Source organism: Clostridium sp. CAG:265 (genome assembly GCF_000436575.1).
GTDB classification, from domain to species: Bacteria; Bacillota; Clostridia; order Clostridiales; family Clostridiaceae; genus Clostridium; species Clostridium lentum.
Window position 1 is genome coordinate 1 of the sequence record NZ_FR886593.1, and the last position, 16,154, is coordinate 16,154.

Sequence of the window (16,154 nt, forward strand, 5' to 3'; positions counted from 1 at the left end):
AAAAGATAATCAGAAATTTAGTAAGTTTTTTATTGAAAAATTCAATAAATATATCTTTTTTATAAAATATTACAATAAAAGTTTGTTTATAAAAGAACTTGTGAAAGTTGGGAATTTAAAGTAAGATATATAAAGATAAAAGTAGGAGTGAAGGAAATGCATAATGTAGATGAAATATTAGCTATGAATAAAAAATTATCAAGTAAGAAAGAAATTAAATTTACTTTAGATGGATGTTTATCTGATTTAACTAAGGAGCGATTAAGTAAAATAGCAGCTTCATATGAGATTCCTCAGAGATCTAAAATGAAAAAGGATCAATTGGTGGAGGCAATAAGGATAGCAATAATGGAGCCATCAGAACTAATTAAAAAATTAAATGGCTTTGATAAGGAAAATCTTCAGTTATTAGATAACTTAAAGAATAAAGAATATATAGTTTCAACTGAAATTTCTTTATTAAGCTATGTACCATTATTAAATTATGGTGTAATATTTACATATTTAAAAAATGAAGACGTATTTATGGTAATGCCGAAAGAAGTCAAAGAGGCTTTAAATGATATGAGTAATGATGAAGATAGCCAAAGATATTTTGAAGTAGTAAAGTATATTGTAGCTTTTGCAGAAGCTTATGGTGTATATGAATCAGAGATACTTGTAGAGACTTTCAATCTTCATAATGAAGAAAAATTATCATTAGAAGAATTTAATAGCATATTTGAAAAGTATGCAGCTTCTAGCAAAATAGTGAAACCATATAAAGAGCACATTATTGAAAGCATTTTATTATATAATATAGAATCTTTAGAGCAATTGCTTGAAAATAGAAAGAAAATAGCAGAATACTATAAATTAGATAAAGAAAAGATAGATGCTTATAGTAAAGAATTCCATTGCCATATGACTGAAGCACATACAAGTCTTTATGAAACATTTTTAAAATTATGTGCCAATAAGGATATAGCAGATAAATTATTTAAAGATATCTGTGGACCATTAGTATTTTTGGATGTAAATATCCAATATGTAATATCTGAATTAAAGAAGAGAAATATCCAATTTAATACTATGGTTGAGTTCCAAAATGTTGTGGCTAAAATTCAAAAAGTAAATAAGAATACAAGAAAGTGGAGCTATAAGGGATATACAGAAAATGAATTAGCTTTAATTCCAAACAAGAAGCTTTTAGGAAGAAATGAACCTTGCTTATGTGGTAGTGGAAGAAAGTATAAGAAATGCTGTGGAAGATAAATTTTAAGGGGTTATTGTCTGACAATAATTCTTTTTTTAACGCTATAGATGTATAAAAGTGTATTTTTTTCATAATAATGAGTAAACTAATAGTTAGATAGATTTTATCTAATAAGAAAGTAGAGATTAATAAGATTGGACTACAGTAGGTTATACAGCGATGATTATAAAAAGGTTCAAGGAAGATTAGTTTACTTGAACCTTTTTCAATGGGTTTGATTAATATTAGATTTTCATTTGTTTAACAAGATAAAAGCTTATTGCCTAATCAATTTAATGGGGTAATAGAAATTAAACTTATTTGCTGCTTTAAAGTTTCATATTGAGCTTGTAGAGCTGATAAACTATTAGCCAAAGGGGTGATGTTTTCTTCGATAAACTTTGAAATATTAGGATTTTCTAAAGTGTTAAGCCTTGTATTCACTTTTTCTATGGCAGAAGAATTATTAAGATTAATTTCACTTATTGATGATTTAAGAGTGTTTACTGAATTATTAAGTGAGTTTATCATAGGTGAAAAATCAGATGAATCTGAAATGCTAGAAAGTTTAACTTCAATTTCAGCCAAGTGATCAACGATTGAGGCAATAGTTTCATCATTTTTATTTAAAATGTTTTTTAATATATCGTAATTAAGTTTTAAAGTATTAACGTTATCATTAAATATATCTAGCTTTTCTTCTAAGTTTAAAATTTTGCTAGAAAGTTCCTCAGTAGCATTAGAATCTGATGGTATGGATATGCTATCAGCAGTAGTTTTAACTATGGACTCTAAAGATGAGTATTTAGTATTAAGTTCATCAATTGAAGTTTTTAATGAAGTGAGCATTGAAGGCTCAATATTGCTTTCCAAAGTGTTTTTAGGTGCTAAATTTTCAGTAGTTTTATCAGGAATATTTGTAACTATTTCAGCAGTACTTTCTTCATTGTTATTAACTGTATCGGAGACTGTTTCAATGATTATATAAGGAGGATTAGATGAATTTTTACTTAAAAACTGAAGCATGGATGTATATTTTTCATGTGAGCTTTCTAAGGCTATGCCATAAAAGTTATCATAAGAGTTTTTTATTAGATAAGTAATATCAAATTCTATATATTTTCCAACGCTAGAAGAGTTTATTGGGAAATTCAATGAATTTAAACTGTTTATTTCAGGTTTATTGCTCCAAGTTGCTGTATAACTCATAAATGGAGCTGTTAGTGTGGAAATTTTAAAGTTTGCTTGCATATTATTATAAACACGGATATTATTTAAAAATATATTTAAGCTTATCTTATTTATGTTATCTAGATCAATAGAAGGCAAAGAAAAATTTAATAAGGTTTTATAGATATCATAATTATATAAATTTACATAAAATACACCACACAATAAAAATTCATTTTTGAAGAATGTATTATTATTTCTAAGTTTCTCTACATATGTGGAAGAAATATTAGTTATTTTAATTATATCGTTCAAAGTTAATATCCTTTCTAATTATTAATAGTCACATTTATAATATGAAAATAATCAGTATTAAGTTCAAATTAATTAGATAATAATTGGGGATAGAGAGTTTTTAATGGCATAAAATATAAATAGATAGCTAATGATTCCAGTATTACTATTATATTGGCAACGATAAAAAGATTTAAAATAATTAGGAGCTGAAGTTTTTTGCCTCAGCTCCTTTTGTTATAAATTTAAATATGTATTATATAAATTGTCAATTAAGTTTTTAATAGCTATACCTATTTTTGGATAAGCTTCATCTTTTAAGTTAGCCAGAGACACTCTTATAGACCATTTTGAAGAAGCAAAGCCATCACCATTTAATAAGATTACTCCATGATATTTGGCCAAATCATATAGTAAATCAAAGGTGCTATAGTTTTCTTTTATGTGTTCAGCAAAAGTGTTGCCGTATTTCATTAAGGCTATATCTAATATGTTTAACTCAGTATAATAAGCTGCATCATGGCGGCTTTTCTCATATTCAAGTTCTAATCCATTAAATAATAAATTTTTTCTGCTTTTACAAATATCCTTTGTAAGTTGTTTGTAAGTATTTTCCTTATCTATTAAGGCGAATAGTGAGAAAAATGCCATTTGCACTTGTTGTGGTGTAGAAAGTCCAGCAGTATGATTTAAGGCAACTTGTCTGCTGTCAGCCACTAATCTATCCATAAATGAAATCTCAGTTGGATTTTGGCATAAATGTTTGTAACGTTCATTTAATTCATTTTTCATATCTGGTGATAGTTTTTTAATAAGGTCATTAAATATATTTTTTTCATTTAAAAAGATAGTTCCTAATCTCCAGCCAGTTACACCAAAATATTTTGAGTATGAATAAACACCTAAAGTATTATATGGTAGTTCACTAACTAATGAATGGAAGTTATCAACAAATGTACAATATACATCATCTGTAACTATCATTAACTCAGGATTATGTTCTTTAACTACAGAAATAAGGTTATCTTTGCAGTCTCTGCTTAAAGCAACGGAAGCTGGATTATTTGGGTTTACCACAAATAATACCTTGATATTTTTATTCTTAAGTTTATTTAATTCTTCTTTTGTATATTGCCATGTTGGATTTCCATTTTCATCCACCTCATTTGCTTTTATATTTATAACATTAAACTTATAGTTAGGTAAATGAGGTATTTCTAAATAAGGTGTAAATATAGGAGTCATTAAAGCAATAGTATCACCAGATTTTAAAAGATTATTTACAACTAATGAATCAAAGATATAACACATTGCAGCAGTACCACCTTCTACAGCAAATACTTCAAAATTACTTTCAAATTCTTTGTTTTGGCATAATTCCTTCATTAAATAATTATGTACTATTTTTTCAATATGTATAAGCATTTTGTCTGGTACAGGATAATTATCTCCGATAATTCCATCAGTAAGTTCAAAAATATATTCATCTGAATTAAAATTCATTTCTTCAGTTCCATATTTTAAAATATTAGTTAATAATTTTATAGCAGATGTTTGGGGAGAGTTTTCTAAAAATTCTTGGAATCTTTTAGCAATACCTTTCTTTTCAGGCATTCCTGCCAAATCATCTTTGCACCAAGTTCTTTGCGTCTCTTTTATAGCAAATTGGCCAAAGGTAAAAAATGCTTCTCTTGGTGTGGATGCAGTCCAGTTGGGATTTCCCCTTCCAGCATCAAGAATATCATCATTATTTTCTTGTGCCAGACGTATCAATTTATCTTTAAATTCAAATGGACTTATTTGACCATAAATTTTTTGTAATTCATCTTTTGGTAAATTCATTATCAATATCTCCTAACTTTAATTTGATAGAGTATATTTTATCAATTAATTTTTAAAAACACAAATATTTACTGAGAAAAATTAAAAAATGATAATAAAATGTAGAAAAAAATAATAAATTATTGATATACATATTATTAATATATATTTAAATTATTAATATGATATAATTATCATTAGTAAAATTATAAAAATAATAAAAAAGTATAAAAGTGAGAGATAAAAATGGACTATAACAAATTGAGTTTAGATATACATGAAAAAAATAAAGGAAAAATTCAAGTAGTTTCAAAGGTAAAGGTTGAGAACAGGGAAGATTTAAGTGTAGCCTATACTCCTGGTGTAGCAGAACCTTGTAGAAGGATTAGTGAAAATAAAGAAGATGTTTATAAGTATACAGCAAAAGGAAATCTTGTGGCGGTAGTATCTGATGGTAGTGCAGTATTAGGACTAGGAGATATTGGACCTGAAGCTGCTATGCCCGTTATGGAAGGAAAGGCAATACTATTTAAAGAATTTGCTGATATTGATGCTTTTCCAATATGTTTAGCAACAAAAGATGTTAATGAAATAGTTAAGACAGTAAAATATTTAGCACCAACTTTTGGAGGAATTAATTTAGAGGATATATCTGCTCCAAGATGTTTTGAGATTGAAAGAATATTAAAGAAAGAGCTTGATATACCAGTATTCCATGATGATCAGCATGGAACTGCCATTGTGGTTTTAGCAGGAATAATTAACGCTTTAAAGCTAGTTAATAAATCAATAAATGAAGCTAATGTTGTAATAAATGGAGCTGGTTCAGCTGGAATATCAATATGCAAACTTTTGTTGGAAGTAGGTATTGGCAATGTGGTTTTAGTAGATATGAAAGGAGCTTTAGCTTTAGGAGAGCAATGGATGAATCCAGAACAAACTATTATGGCAGAAAAGACTAATAAGTATGATGAAAGAGGAAGCTTGCAAGAAATTATTAAGGGCAAAGATATATTTATAGGAGTGTCTGCCCCTAATATTGTATCAGCAGAAATGGTTAGTACTATGGCCAATGATGCAATTGTTTTTGCCATGGCAAACCCAGTGCCTGAAATTATGCCTGATGAAGCTAAAAAAGGTAATGCTAGAGTTATAGCAACTGGTAGATCAGACTTTCCAAATCAAATTAATAATGTGCTTGTATTTCCAGGAATATTTAGAGGGGCTTTAGATGTTAGAGCTAAAGATATTACTGAAGAAATGAAGATAGCAGCAGCAAAAGCTATTGCTTCAATTGTTACTGATGAAGAATTAAGTGAAGAGTATATTATTCCTAATGCTTTCGATAAAAGAGTAGTAAAGGCTGTTTCAGCATCAGTTTCAAAAGCAGCATATAAATAATTTAATGAATAATAAAATCCTTAAAAGGCAATTCTCTTAAGGATTTTTTATATTTTTTTGAATATTAATCTAGTGTATACTAAAAAATATTTTTTATGAATTTATTTTAAATTTAAAAGAATTGATAAGGATTTAAAAACTGAATGGTTATAATCTTGATGTAGCGATACATCTAATACGTCATATAATTTTTGCAGCTGCTTTATAACTTGATCTAGATATAAATCATTTTTTACAAGTAGATATATCTTGCTAGTCTTTCCATCACCAACTTCTCCACATAATATTCCTTCAAGATTAAATCCTCTTCTGGCAAAAAGATTTGTAATATGACTCATTACTCCAGGATGATTCCTAACATGAAGTTCAATAAGATAAAAATCAGTATTAATCATTTATAGGTATACCTCCTATCATTTCAGTATTGGCAGCACCAGGTGGAACCATAGGATAAATATTTTCATCATCATTAATTGGAATATTAATAACAGCAGGTCCAATTTCAGTGAGCAAAGCTGTGAGTTTTTCAAGTGGATCACTTTCATTACTTAAATCATAACCTTTGATGCCAAAGCCTTCAGCAATGGTTTTAAAATTTGGATTGAAGATAAATTCAGAAGCAATATAGTGTTTATGATAAAATAAGTTTTGTTGTTGACGAACTAATCCAAGATGATGATTATTGATAATTAATAGTTTTATATTAGATTTTGTTTCTGCTAATGTGGCTAATTCTTGAATATTCATAAGTATGGACCCATCTCCACTAAAGGAAACAATGAGCTTTTGAGGATTATATAGAGATGCTCCTATAGCTGCCGGGAGGGCAAAGCCCATGGTACCTAGTCCACCGGAAGTTAATAGTGTTTTTGGATATTTAAATGGATATCTTTGAGCAGTCCACATTTGATGTTGTCCCACATCTGTTACTATAATAGAATCATCAGGTATTTTATCAGCTACAAAAGAAATGATATTAGCAGGATGCATAGGGTCATCATATGAAGGTAATGGATATTTATTTTTAAAGCAATTAATACGTTGTATCCAGCTAGTTCTAGGATTTTCATCTATGTAGCCAATAATTGCTTTTAAAAATGAATTAATGGAGCAATTCATAGATATACTACTATTTTTAACTTTATTTATTTCCGATTCATCAATATCTACATGAATAATTGATGCCTTAGGGCAGAATTTTTTTATATCGCCAGTGGCTCTGTCATCAAATCTTACCCCAAAAGCTAATATTAGGTCTGCTTCATTTATTAAAATATTAGTAAATGGACAGCCGTGCATACCTAGCATTCCTAAATATAATTCATCATCAGCAGAGAATGCTCCAAGGCCCATCAATGTTAATGCTACAGGAATATTATTTTTCTTAGCTAAGTCATAAAGATATTTTGAGGAATTAGAACTTATAATTCCGCCACCTGCATATATAATTGGTCTTTTGGCTTTATTAATTTGTGTTCCAATATATGATAAAGCATTGGTATTAGGTATATCTATATCCACTTTATTTTCTTCTATAGAAGGAAATTTCTTAAACTCAATCACTTCGCTTTGAATATTTTTCGGAAAATCTATTAAAACAGGGCCAGGTCGACCTTCCGTAGCAATTTTAAAAGCTTCTGGAACAACATAAAATATGTCTTCAATTTTTCTTATTATAAAATTATGCTTGGTAATAGGAATAGTAAGTCCATAAGCATCAACTTCCTGAAAAGCATCAGTACCGATGGCTGAATAAGGAACTTGTCCAGTGATGGCAACCATAGGTATAGAATCTAGCTTGGCATCAGCTATAGCAGTAAGGAGGTTAGTGGCACCAGGACCAGAAGTAGCAAGGCATACACCTATCTTATTGGAAGATCTGGAAATACCTTGAGCAATGAAGCCAGCACCTTGTTCATGTCTAGATAATATATGTTTAATATTGCTATTATATAGTGCATCATATATAGGTAAATTAAAACCGCCAGGAATTCCAGCTATATATTCTACCCCTTGTTTTTCTAAAAGTTTTACTAATATTTCTGCTCCATTATATTTCATAAAAAAACTCCTTTAAAAAGATACCTCATCATGAAGAAGAGGAAGAAAAATTTTACATAAAAGTAGTAAGCCTTTACGTAGCCATAAAAGTTTATATAAATATATGCAGATAAAATTAATTTTAATAATAATTTTTTATGTGTATAATAATAGATAAAATACATTAAAAAGAGGGATAGGAATGGAACTAGTAAAAACATACGAAGAATATAATGAATTAAATAAGGAATACGTGAAGTTTATTCAAATGGTTATGGAAAGTGATATTGCAAATTATGATGATATAATTATGAATAATCTTGAAAAGTATAGTGAATTATTTGAAGAGTTAAAGTTAAGATGTGATAAGGTAGAAGTGGAAGAAAAAGATATTGATAATTTAAGAGATTTAAATTATTTAGCTTTAGATACTTTATTCTTGACAATGGATTTAAAGAATTTTTATAAATTAGGTGAAAGTGAAAGATTCAAAATGAGAGCTGTAAATTATATTAATAAGAGAAGTAGAGGGCAAATTTTATAAGTAAAGTTAAAAATACTGTATCAACTTAACATTTGATACAGTATTTTCTATTTTATAATCACCATTTTTATTGTAGTGCTTTTTTATCTTCTCATCATCTTAGTAGATTGTTGTCTAGCTTTCTTTATTTGGCTATGATCAAAAGGATGAAGGTCTTTTTTTGTTGTTAAGTTTGCTATATTAGAAACAAGAATATTTTCTGAGTTAGCTTTTCCTTTAATACCTTTCAATCCCATTATAATAACTTTATGACCTTGATTTACATCAATAAATTGAGGCTTTTTAAACCATTTATTCTGTTTATATTCACATTTTACAACTTGTTTACCAACTTCAGGTTTAACAACTAAAAATACATGTAATTTATTAAAAATTCCTAGAATGCTTTTAACTTCAGTTTTAACTGATAAAATTGTTCCAGCTACACTTGTCATTCTATCTCCGTATTTTTCCATATAAGCATCTGAGTAGTATTTAGTCATTTTATCTTTGAAACCCATTCAAAAAACTCCTTTTACTATAAATATAATATATTTATTCAATGAAATAACCCTGACTCAAGGCTGAGTATTATGTTGAGTTAATCATGTATAAGCTTTACAAATTTAAATTATTTAAGTTGATTATATCATATAAAGGTACTTTGATAAACAAAAATGAAAGAAAACTTCATAAATAAACTTATGAATATATAAGAATTTATTGTTAAATATGGATATAAATAAAGTATAATTATAGTATAATTACAAATATTTCCAAAGTGAAATTTTTAAGGAGGTCTTATGGGAAAAATAATTAAAAGAGCAATAGAAAAAGATAAGTTATTAAATGAACTGGAAACAAATATAAAAAGTGGTGGGCGGCTTGTATGTATCAATGGATATATAAATGAAGAGGGACAGATGATGGTGATTTATACTATTGAGCATGATGAAGTTAGGGAAATTCTTAAATTGGAAGATCAAAGAGAAATACCTACAGCTACAAGCATATATATAGGAGCTGCTTGGTTTGAAGAGGAAATAGAAGAGATGATGCCAGTAAAGTTTATTGGGCTTAAAAGAAGTGGAAGATTATTTTTGCCAGATGAATTTAAAAATGGAGAAGGAAAAATATTAGTATTGCCTTTAAATGAACTTAAAAAATTAAAGGATAGTTAGGAGGTATTGATTTGAGTTATGTTTTACCATTAGGACCATATCATCCATCTCTTGAAGAGCCGGTTCATGTGAAGCTCTACACAGAAGGTGAGCTTATAAAGAAAGCAGAAGTCTTTATTGGATATAACCATAGAGGAATTGAAAAACTAACAGAAGTAAGGAATTATATTCAAACAATAACTTTGGTGGAAAGGGTGTGTGGAATTTGCTCACATTCACATGCCATGACATATTGCTTAGCCGTAGAAGATATAGCTGGTCTGGAAGTTCCTAAGAGAGGACAGTATATAAGGATTATCATCAGTGAACTAGAAAGAATTCATTCTCATTTTTTATGGCTTGGACTTGCAGCACATCTCATAGCTTTTGATTCATTATTCATGAAATGTTTTGCAACTAGAGAAAGAATAATGGAAATGTTGGAAATAATCACAGGTAATAGAGTTAATTACGCTATGAATATAATAGGAGGGGCCAGAAGAGATATAAGTAAAGAACAATTTAATGAATTATTAAAAGTCATTAAGGAAACTGAGGAAGAGTTTAAAGGTATATATGATATATATGACAGTGATAGCAGCATAGCTGCAAGGACAAAAGGAGTTGGTATACTGACTCATGAAGATGCTTTAATTTATGGAGCTTGTGGACCACATGGTAGAGCATCTAATGTAAATTTTGATGTAAGAAAAACTATGCCTTATAACAGCTATGAAGATTTTGATTTTAAGGTAGCATTAGCAGAAGATGGAGATGTATTTTCAAGAGCTGTAGTAAGGCTTGTGGAAATTGAAGAAAGCTTTAAAATAATCAAGCAGGCAGTAAAAAATATGCCAGATGGACCTATAAACTTAGGAAATAAAATTCCTAGAGTGCCTAAGGGAGAATCATTAGCAGTAACAGAAGCACCAAGGGGAGAAGTATCGTATTTTGTAGTTTCTAATGGTGGACAGACTAATAGTCGAGTTAATATTCATGTACCAACCTTTAAAAATGCAGCCACAGTGCCTGTGATGCTTAAAGATAACACCATTGCTGATGCAGGTCTTATTGTAGCTAGTATAGATCCATGTTTCTCATGTTTAGATAGGTGATATTATGCATGAATTGTCAGTAACTGAAGGAATTTTAAAAATATGTTTAGATGAAGGAAAAAAACACAATATAGAAAAAATAAAGAAGATAAATATAGTAGTAGGAGAGCTTACAGGTCTTATGCCAAATTGTATATCATATTATTTTAATATTGCTGCTAAAGGAACTTTAGCTGAAGATGCAGAAATATCAATTGCTTATGAAAAGGTAATGATTAAGTGCCATAATTGTGGATTTGAAGGAAAGTTTATAAATAAGCAATATGTTTGTCCAAGTTGTGGTAAATCTGATTATAAAATAGTAAAAGGTAGAGAATTTTATATTGATACTATGGAGGTGGAATAAATGCAAATTAAGGTTATGAGACAGATATTAGAGTGGAATGAGGATATAAGCAGTAAAGTTAGAAGTATTCTTCAAGAGAAAAATATTTATATGGTTAATGTAATGGGATCTCCAGGAGCAGGTAAAACAACATTTATTGTTAACTTAATTAAATATTTAAGAGATAAAGGAATTAGTTCAGGTGTAATAGAAGGCGATATTGAAGGTACCATTGATGCTGAAAGAATTCAAAAAGAAGGTTTTCCAGTGGTGCAGTTAAATACAGAAGGTGCCTGTCATATTGAAGCTAAGTCCATTGAAAATATATTACCTTATTTTGATTTAGATAAGATTAATATGATTTTTGTGGAAAATATAGGAAATTTAGTATGCCCAGCAGAATTTGATATTGGTGAAAATTTAAGAATAGCATTGTTAAGTATTCCAGAAGGTGATGACAAGGTAGTAAAATATCCACTTATGTTTATTAAGGCTAATGCAGTGGTATTAAATAAATATGATATGGCAAAGTATTTTAACTTTAATGATGGAAAAGTGGAAGAGGAGTTATGGGAGAGAAATAAGGAAGCAGAGGTATTTAAGATAGATTCTACAGATGAATCAGAAATACAGCCATTTGCAGAGTGGCTCATTAAAAAATATAAAGGATAGGGGAAATCATATATGAAGTTTAAAGCTTTTTTTTCAACGTTTCTATTATCATATATTTTTTGGATACTTTTTTTGGCACAAGATTTTAATATTTTTAAGTTAGGATATGAGGAATTAATTACAGGACTAGTTGTAGCTGTGGTGGTAGGAGTGTTTTGTAGTCAGTTTTTTGTTAAGAAAGATGGATTTTGGTTATTTAAAAAATTTAGGCTTGTTAATCTTTTAATTTTTATTCCTATTTATAGTATTGAACTTATTAAAGCCAATTGGGATGTGGCAAAAAAAGCACTATCATTTAAGAAGATAGAAGTAAATCCTGCTATTGTAAAAATACAAACAAATCTTTCATCAGATTGGGGATTATCAATGCTTTCTAATTGCATAACGTTGACTCCAGGAACAATAACTATGGATATATATGAAGAAAAAAATAAAAATTACCTATATGTGCATTGGCTTAATAGCACTACAGATGATGGAAAAAAGGCGGCAAAAATTATTAAGGGCAAGTTTGAAAAATATATAAGGAGGATATTTGATTAATGAATATTGATTTGCTATTTAAGGGAACAGCTATAATATTTGCTATTTTTTCATTAATACTAATTTATAGGGTTATTAAAGGGCCAACTATTATTGATAGGGTGCTTAGTGCAGATGCCATTGATATTTTAGCTGGTATAATAATGGTTTTATTTGGTGCTTTAAAAAATAGAGCCATGTATTTAGATCTAGGACTTATAATAACTCTTTTAGGATTTATTGGTACAGTACTCATATCTAAATATATAAAGGGGGAATTATAATGGGTATATGGGAAATCATAATACTAATACTTATTATAATGGGAATCTTTTTTACCTTTGCAGGAGTGGTTGGGATACTTAGAATGCCTGATACTCTTTGCAGATTACAATCTTCAACCAATATTGCAACAATGGGGGCTATGCCAATAGCTTTAGCTTGTAGTATATATGGGTTTCTTAACAATAACATTTCTATTGGTATTAAATCACTTATAATAATTTTCTTTTTATTAATCACTAATCCAGTGGCTTCCCATGCTATGGCAAAGGCGGCATATAAGCATTTAGATGAAAAAAGCAATAAAGTTAAGTACGATCATTATGGGAGGGATATAAAATGACAGCATTTAATATTGTCAATGCCATCATAATAATAGGGCTTATAATTTCAGCGGTATCCATATTTATTCTCGATGATGTATTACAATGCATTATAGCTACTTCAGTTTTAGGGACATTTTTAGCATTAGAATTCCTACTTTTAAAGGCACCAGACGTGGCCATAGCTGAAGGTGCAGTAGGAGCAATACTAACTCCAGTAATTTTTATCATAACTTTAAATAATGTTAAGAGAAATAAAAATAAGGAGGAGAAAAATGGGTAAAAAGATAACATATATTATTTTGTTTGCGTTATTAGCCTCTTTTATATATGTAGGTTTCAATATTGAAGAAAATAGGGATTTAGGTGATGCTTCACAAATAGTCCTTAATGAAACCATCTCTAAGACTTCAGCCCTTAACTCTGTAACTGCTGTAGTATTTGATTTTCGTGGATATGATACGTTAGGAGAATCTATAGTTCTATTTACGGCTATTTGTGGTGTTAGTGCTGTTTTAAGAAGCAGTAAGAAAGATGAGGTGAATAATAAAGATGAATAATAAAAGAATGAGAAAGGATTCAATTCTTACCTGTTGTTCAGATTTAGTACTTCCAATAATAATAACTTTAGGCTTATATATCATTATACATGGCCATTTATCACCAGGTGGAGGATTTCAAGGAGGAGTATTGGTTGCTGGAGCCTTTGCAATTTTATATGTGTCTTATGGCATTAAAAATTTAAGTAAAAAAATAAAGGTGAATGTCCTTAAGATTGGTGAAGATATTGGTGCTTTAGGTTTTATAATATTGGCTTTTCTAGGATTTGTTTTTGGTGGAACATTTTTTAAAAATATATTTTATTTAGGTGAGCCAGGAGAATTATTTTCATCAGGTAGTATATTTCTAATGAATTTTGCAGTAGGATTTAAAGTTTTTGCAGGAGTATCTTTTTTGATTTTAATAATGGTATCAAATTTGAAATCGAAAGGGGATGAATAATCATGACCATTAATTATATAGGAGCATTTTTACTGATATTTATAGGACTAGCTATCATAGTTTTAAAGAAAAATCTTATTAAAATAGTTATTGGTATGGGAATAGTTGATTCAGGAATAAATTTACTGCTTATTTCAATTGGATATAGAAATGATGCAACAACACCAATATTTACTGATGGAGCAGCTAAATTTGTTGATCCTATTCCACAAGCTCTTACACTTACATCCATAGTAATAGGAGCTTGTGTTTCAGCATTAGCACTATCACTAGTCATTAAGATAAATGAACATTATGGCAGTATAGATAGTGATGAAGTAAGGAGGATTAAAGGATGAATAAAGAAATATTAAATAATCTTCCACTTATAGCAATTATTACACCAATAGCCATAGCCTTTGTTATAGGCTTATTTAAAAATAAGTACATGAAGCTAAAAAAAATCTTTGTTATAGTAGCATTATTAGTAAGCGTAATTGCAGTGATCTTGATGATAAAGCCTGTAATGTTTAACAATGATACCATAACTGTATGGCTAGGGAATTGGAAACCATTGGCTGGAAAGGCCTTTGGTATAGCATTAGAAGTTGATGCACTAGGTATATTTATGGCACTTATAATTTCAATAGCTTGTTTGCTCTCAGCTATTTATTCTTTAAAATATATGAGTAAAGATAATGGACTTGATAAATATTATGCATTGTTCCTACTTTTATCAGGTAGTATGCTAGGATTTGTATTTACAGGTGATTTGTTTAATATGTATGTAATGCTAGAGATAATGACTTTTGCAGCTATTTCATTGACTGCCTTTAGAAATTATAAGGATAAATCCTTGGAAGCAGCATTCAAATATATAGTAACAGGTTCATTAGGGTCATCCCTTATATTGCTAGGAACAGTTTTATTATATACAGAAACTAAAACTTTAAATTTAGCAGAAATAATAGATATACTAAGAAATACTTCAGAAATGTCTTCAATTACCATCTTAGCTTTTAGCTCCATGATGGTAGGATATGCCGTAAAAGCTTTTATGGTTCCATGTCATACTTGGCCTACAGATGCCCATATGGCAGCACCTTCATCAATTTCTATGATATTATCAGGTGTTATGAGCAAAACAGGAATATATGCAGTAATAAGAATATTATTTGGTATATTTGCACTTAATGACAATAAATACGTAGGTTATCTAATTATTGTTTGGGGTATTGCAACAATGATAGTTGGTGTAACCATGGCATTATTGCAGCATGATTTTAAAAGACTTTTGGCTTTTCATTCAGTTTCACAAATTGGCTATATTGTAAGTGCATTTGGGGTAGCAATTATATGTACTGGCAAGATTCAAGATTTGGCTATGGCAGGTGCATTATATCATATGATAAATCATGCCGTCTTTAAGGGATTATTATTTTTATGTGCTGGTGCAGTATTATATACAACTGGTACAACTGATTTAAATTCAATATCAGGATTAGGTAAAAAAATGCCTTTTACCATGACTATGTTTTTATTTGGAGCAGCAGCTATCAGTGGAATACCTCCTTTTAATGGGTTTGCTTCCAAGTGGATTATTTATGAAAGTGCATCACAAGGTAGAGTGGAAATAGTTACTGTTGTAGCTGTAGTGGTATCGGCTATGACTTTGGCATCTTTCATAAAGGTAGGACATTCAGTTTTTTTTGGCCCAGAAAATATAGGTGGTGGACAGATAAAAGAGGTACCTTTTTCTATGAAAGTACCAATGTCTGTCTTATCTATAGGTACATTAGTTTTAGGGCTATTTCCAAGAGTTATGATGAAATATATATTAAGTCCAGTTATATCTTGTATCCTCAATATAGACTCCTACATCAATGCAGCACTTAATATTGGTACCAGTGAAAGTATAGATACTACAATAAAGATAAGTGGAATATATTCTCCAGGAAACTTTTTTATATTGTTTATAGTAGTGCTTTTAGCAATATTTATTTTCATCCTGTTTAATATGAAGTACTCAATAGATGAAGATAAAGATTTAAGTGAAGCATATATAAATAGAGGTAGTAGGAAGTTTGATGTATTTATTGGAGGAGAAAATGAAGAAGCTACTAAGGTGAATTCAAGTGATTTATTTTGGCCAATGAAGCATGAATTAAAGGGATATTTTAAATTTATTGAAAATGCACATAATGGAAGTGTAAATACCTACTCACTTTGGATTGTAACTATGCTGATAGTAGTAACAATACTTTCCTTTATATTTTTATAGGAGGTGGAAA

General features: G+C 29.3%; 20 protein-coding genes. 15 read left to right on the forward strand and 5 right to left on the reverse strand.

The annotated features are described in order from the left end of the window. Positions 1-156 precede the first annotated feature (156 nt). Positions 157-1,254: an SEC-C metal-binding domain-containing protein gene (locus Q5O29_RS02935; protein ID WP_022211516.1), complete on the forward strand. Its 1,098-nt coding sequence runs from the start codon at positions 157-159 to the stop codon at positions 1,252-1,254. Between the two features lie 268 nt (positions 1,255-1,522). Here Q5O29_RS02935 and Q5O29_RS02940 read toward each other — a convergent pair whose 3' ends face one another. Both Q5O29_RS02940 and aspD read right to left on the reverse strand, forming a co-directional pair. Next, on the reverse strand, positions 1,523-2,719 hold the full coding sequence (locus Q5O29_RS02940; RefSeq protein ID WP_022211517.1) for a DNRLRE domain-containing protein: 1,197 nt from the start codon (positions 2,717-2,719) through the stop codon (positions 1,523-1,525). A 216-nt stretch (positions 2,720-2,935) separates the two neighbouring features. Next, on the reverse strand, positions 2,936-4,540 hold the full coding sequence (gene aspD, locus Q5O29_RS02945; protein ID WP_022211518.1) for an aspartate 4-decarboxylase: 1,605 nt from the start codon (positions 4,538-4,540) through the stop codon (positions 2,936-2,938). A 225-nt stretch (positions 4,541-4,765) separates the two neighbouring features. Here aspD and Q5O29_RS02950 point away from each other — a divergent pair, with 225 nt between their 5' ends. Further along, positions 4,766-5,920 (forward strand): NADP-dependent malic enzyme, encoded by a 1,155-nt coding sequence (locus Q5O29_RS02950; protein ID WP_022211519.1) that lies wholly within the window; start codon positions 4,766-4,768, stop codon positions 5,918-5,920. A 101-nt stretch (positions 5,921-6,021) separates the two neighbouring features. On the opposite strand, the gene Q5O29_RS02955 is transcribed toward Q5O29_RS02950, so the two are convergent. Then, the gene (locus Q5O29_RS02955; RefSeq protein ID WP_022211520.1) at positions 6,022-6,315 is read right to left on the reverse strand and encodes an ACT domain-containing protein; all 294 of its coding nucleotides are present in this window, start codon (positions 6,313-6,315) and stop codon (positions 6,022-6,024) included. Continuing rightward, on the reverse strand, positions 6,308-7,981 hold the full coding sequence (gene ilvB, locus Q5O29_RS02960; protein ID WP_022211521.1) for a biosynthetic-type acetolactate synthase large subunit: 1,674 nt from the start codon (positions 7,979-7,981) through the stop codon (positions 6,308-6,310). The genes Q5O29_RS02955 and ilvB overlap by 8 nt, the downstream gene beginning before the upstream one ends. A 181-nt stretch (positions 7,982-8,162) precedes the next feature. On the opposite strand from ilvB, the gene Q5O29_RS02965 reads away from it, so the two are divergent. Continuing rightward, positions 8,163-8,504, forward strand: a complete 342-nt coding sequence (locus tag Q5O29_RS02965; protein WP_022211522.1) for a hypothetical protein — start codon at positions 8,163-8,165, stop codon at positions 8,502-8,504. An 83-nt stretch (positions 8,505-8,587) separates the two neighbouring features. Here the strand turns inward: Q5O29_RS02965 and Q5O29_RS02970 are convergent, their stop codons facing one another. Beyond that, positions 8,588-9,004, reverse strand: a complete 417-nt coding sequence (locus Q5O29_RS02970) for a hypothetical protein (RefSeq protein ID WP_022211523.1) — start codon at positions 9,002-9,004, stop codon at positions 8,588-8,590. A 282-nt stretch (positions 9,005-9,286) separates the two neighbouring features. Between Q5O29_RS02970 and Q5O29_RS02975 the strand changes: the two genes are divergently transcribed. The 12 genes from Q5O29_RS02975 to Q5O29_RS03030 are packed head-to-tail and all read left to right on the forward strand — an operon-like array spanning position 9,287 to position 16,144. Beyond that, positions 9,287-9,664 carry an NADH-quinone oxidoreductase subunit C gene (locus Q5O29_RS02975; RefSeq protein ID WP_022211524.1) on the forward strand — a complete coding sequence of 126 codons (378 nt, stop codon included), beginning with the start codon at positions 9,287-9,289 and terminating at the stop codon, positions 9,662-9,664. 11 nt (positions 9,665-9,675) lie between these two features. Then, positions 9,676-10,758 carry a nickel-dependent hydrogenase large subunit gene (locus Q5O29_RS02980; RefSeq protein WP_022211525.1) on the forward strand — a complete coding sequence of 361 codons (1,083 nt, stop codon included), beginning with the start codon at positions 9,676-9,678 and terminating at the stop codon, positions 10,756-10,758. 4 nt (positions 10,759-10,762) lie between these two features. Further along, positions 10,763-11,104, forward strand: coding sequence for a hydrogenase maturation nickel metallochaperone HypA (gene hypA / locus Q5O29_RS02985; RefSeq protein ID WP_022167113.1), 342 nt, complete (start codon positions 10,763-10,765; stop codon positions 11,102-11,104). Beyond that, positions 11,105-11,755, forward strand: a complete 651-nt coding sequence (gene hypB / locus Q5O29_RS02990) for a hydrogenase nickel incorporation protein HypB (RefSeq protein ID WP_022211526.1) — start codon at positions 11,105-11,107, stop codon at positions 11,753-11,755. It abuts the gene before it with no gap. 12 nt (positions 11,756-11,767) lie between these two features. Then, the gene (locus Q5O29_RS02995) at positions 11,768-12,298 is read left to right on the forward strand and encodes a Na+/H+ antiporter subunit E (protein ID WP_022211527.1); all 531 of its coding nucleotides are present in this window, start codon (positions 11,768-11,770) and stop codon (positions 12,296-12,298) included. Next, positions 12,298-12,561, forward strand: a complete 264-nt coding sequence (locus Q5O29_RS03000) for a monovalent cation/H+ antiporter complex subunit F (protein WP_022211528.1) — start codon at positions 12,298-12,300, stop codon at positions 12,559-12,561. Before Q5O29_RS02995 ends, Q5O29_RS03000 begins: the two co-directional genes overlap by 1 nt. Beyond that, positions 12,561-12,902, forward strand: a complete 342-nt coding sequence (gene mnhG, locus Q5O29_RS03005; protein WP_022211529.1) for a monovalent cation/H(+) antiporter subunit G — start codon at positions 12,561-12,563, stop codon at positions 12,900-12,902. The genes Q5O29_RS03000 and mnhG overlap by 1 nt, the downstream gene beginning before the upstream one ends. Continuing rightward, the gene (locus Q5O29_RS03010; protein ID WP_022211530.1) at positions 12,899-13,165 is read left to right on the forward strand and encodes a hydrogenase subunit MbhD domain-containing protein; all 267 of its coding nucleotides are present in this window, start codon (positions 12,899-12,901) and stop codon (positions 13,163-13,165) included. Before mnhG ends, Q5O29_RS03010 begins: the two co-directional genes overlap by 4 nt. Then, on the forward strand, positions 13,158-13,442 hold the full coding sequence (mbhE, locus tag Q5O29_RS03015; RefSeq protein ID WP_022211531.1) for a hydrogen gas-evolving membrane-bound hydrogenase subunit E: 285 nt from the start codon (positions 13,158-13,160) through the stop codon (positions 13,440-13,442). The genes Q5O29_RS03010 and mbhE overlap by 8 nt, the downstream gene beginning before the upstream one ends. Further along, a complete protein-coding gene (locus tag Q5O29_RS03020) occupies positions 13,435-13,884 on the forward strand; it encodes an MnhB domain-containing protein (RefSeq protein ID WP_022211532.1) in 450 nt (149 codons plus the stop codon). Before mbhE ends, Q5O29_RS03020 begins: the two co-directional genes overlap by 8 nt. A gap of 2 nt (positions 13,885-13,886) precedes the next feature. Next, positions 13,887-14,222 (forward strand): sodium:proton antiporter, encoded by a 336-nt coding sequence (locus Q5O29_RS03025; RefSeq protein WP_022211533.1) that lies wholly within the window; start codon positions 13,887-13,889, stop codon positions 14,220-14,222. Further along, a complete protein-coding gene (locus Q5O29_RS03030; protein WP_022211534.1) occupies positions 14,219-16,144 on the forward strand; it encodes a proton-conducting transporter membrane subunit in 1,926 nt (641 codons plus the stop codon). The genes Q5O29_RS03025 and Q5O29_RS03030 overlap by 4 nt, the downstream gene beginning before the upstream one ends. Positions 16,145-16,154: the final 10 nt, after the last annotated feature.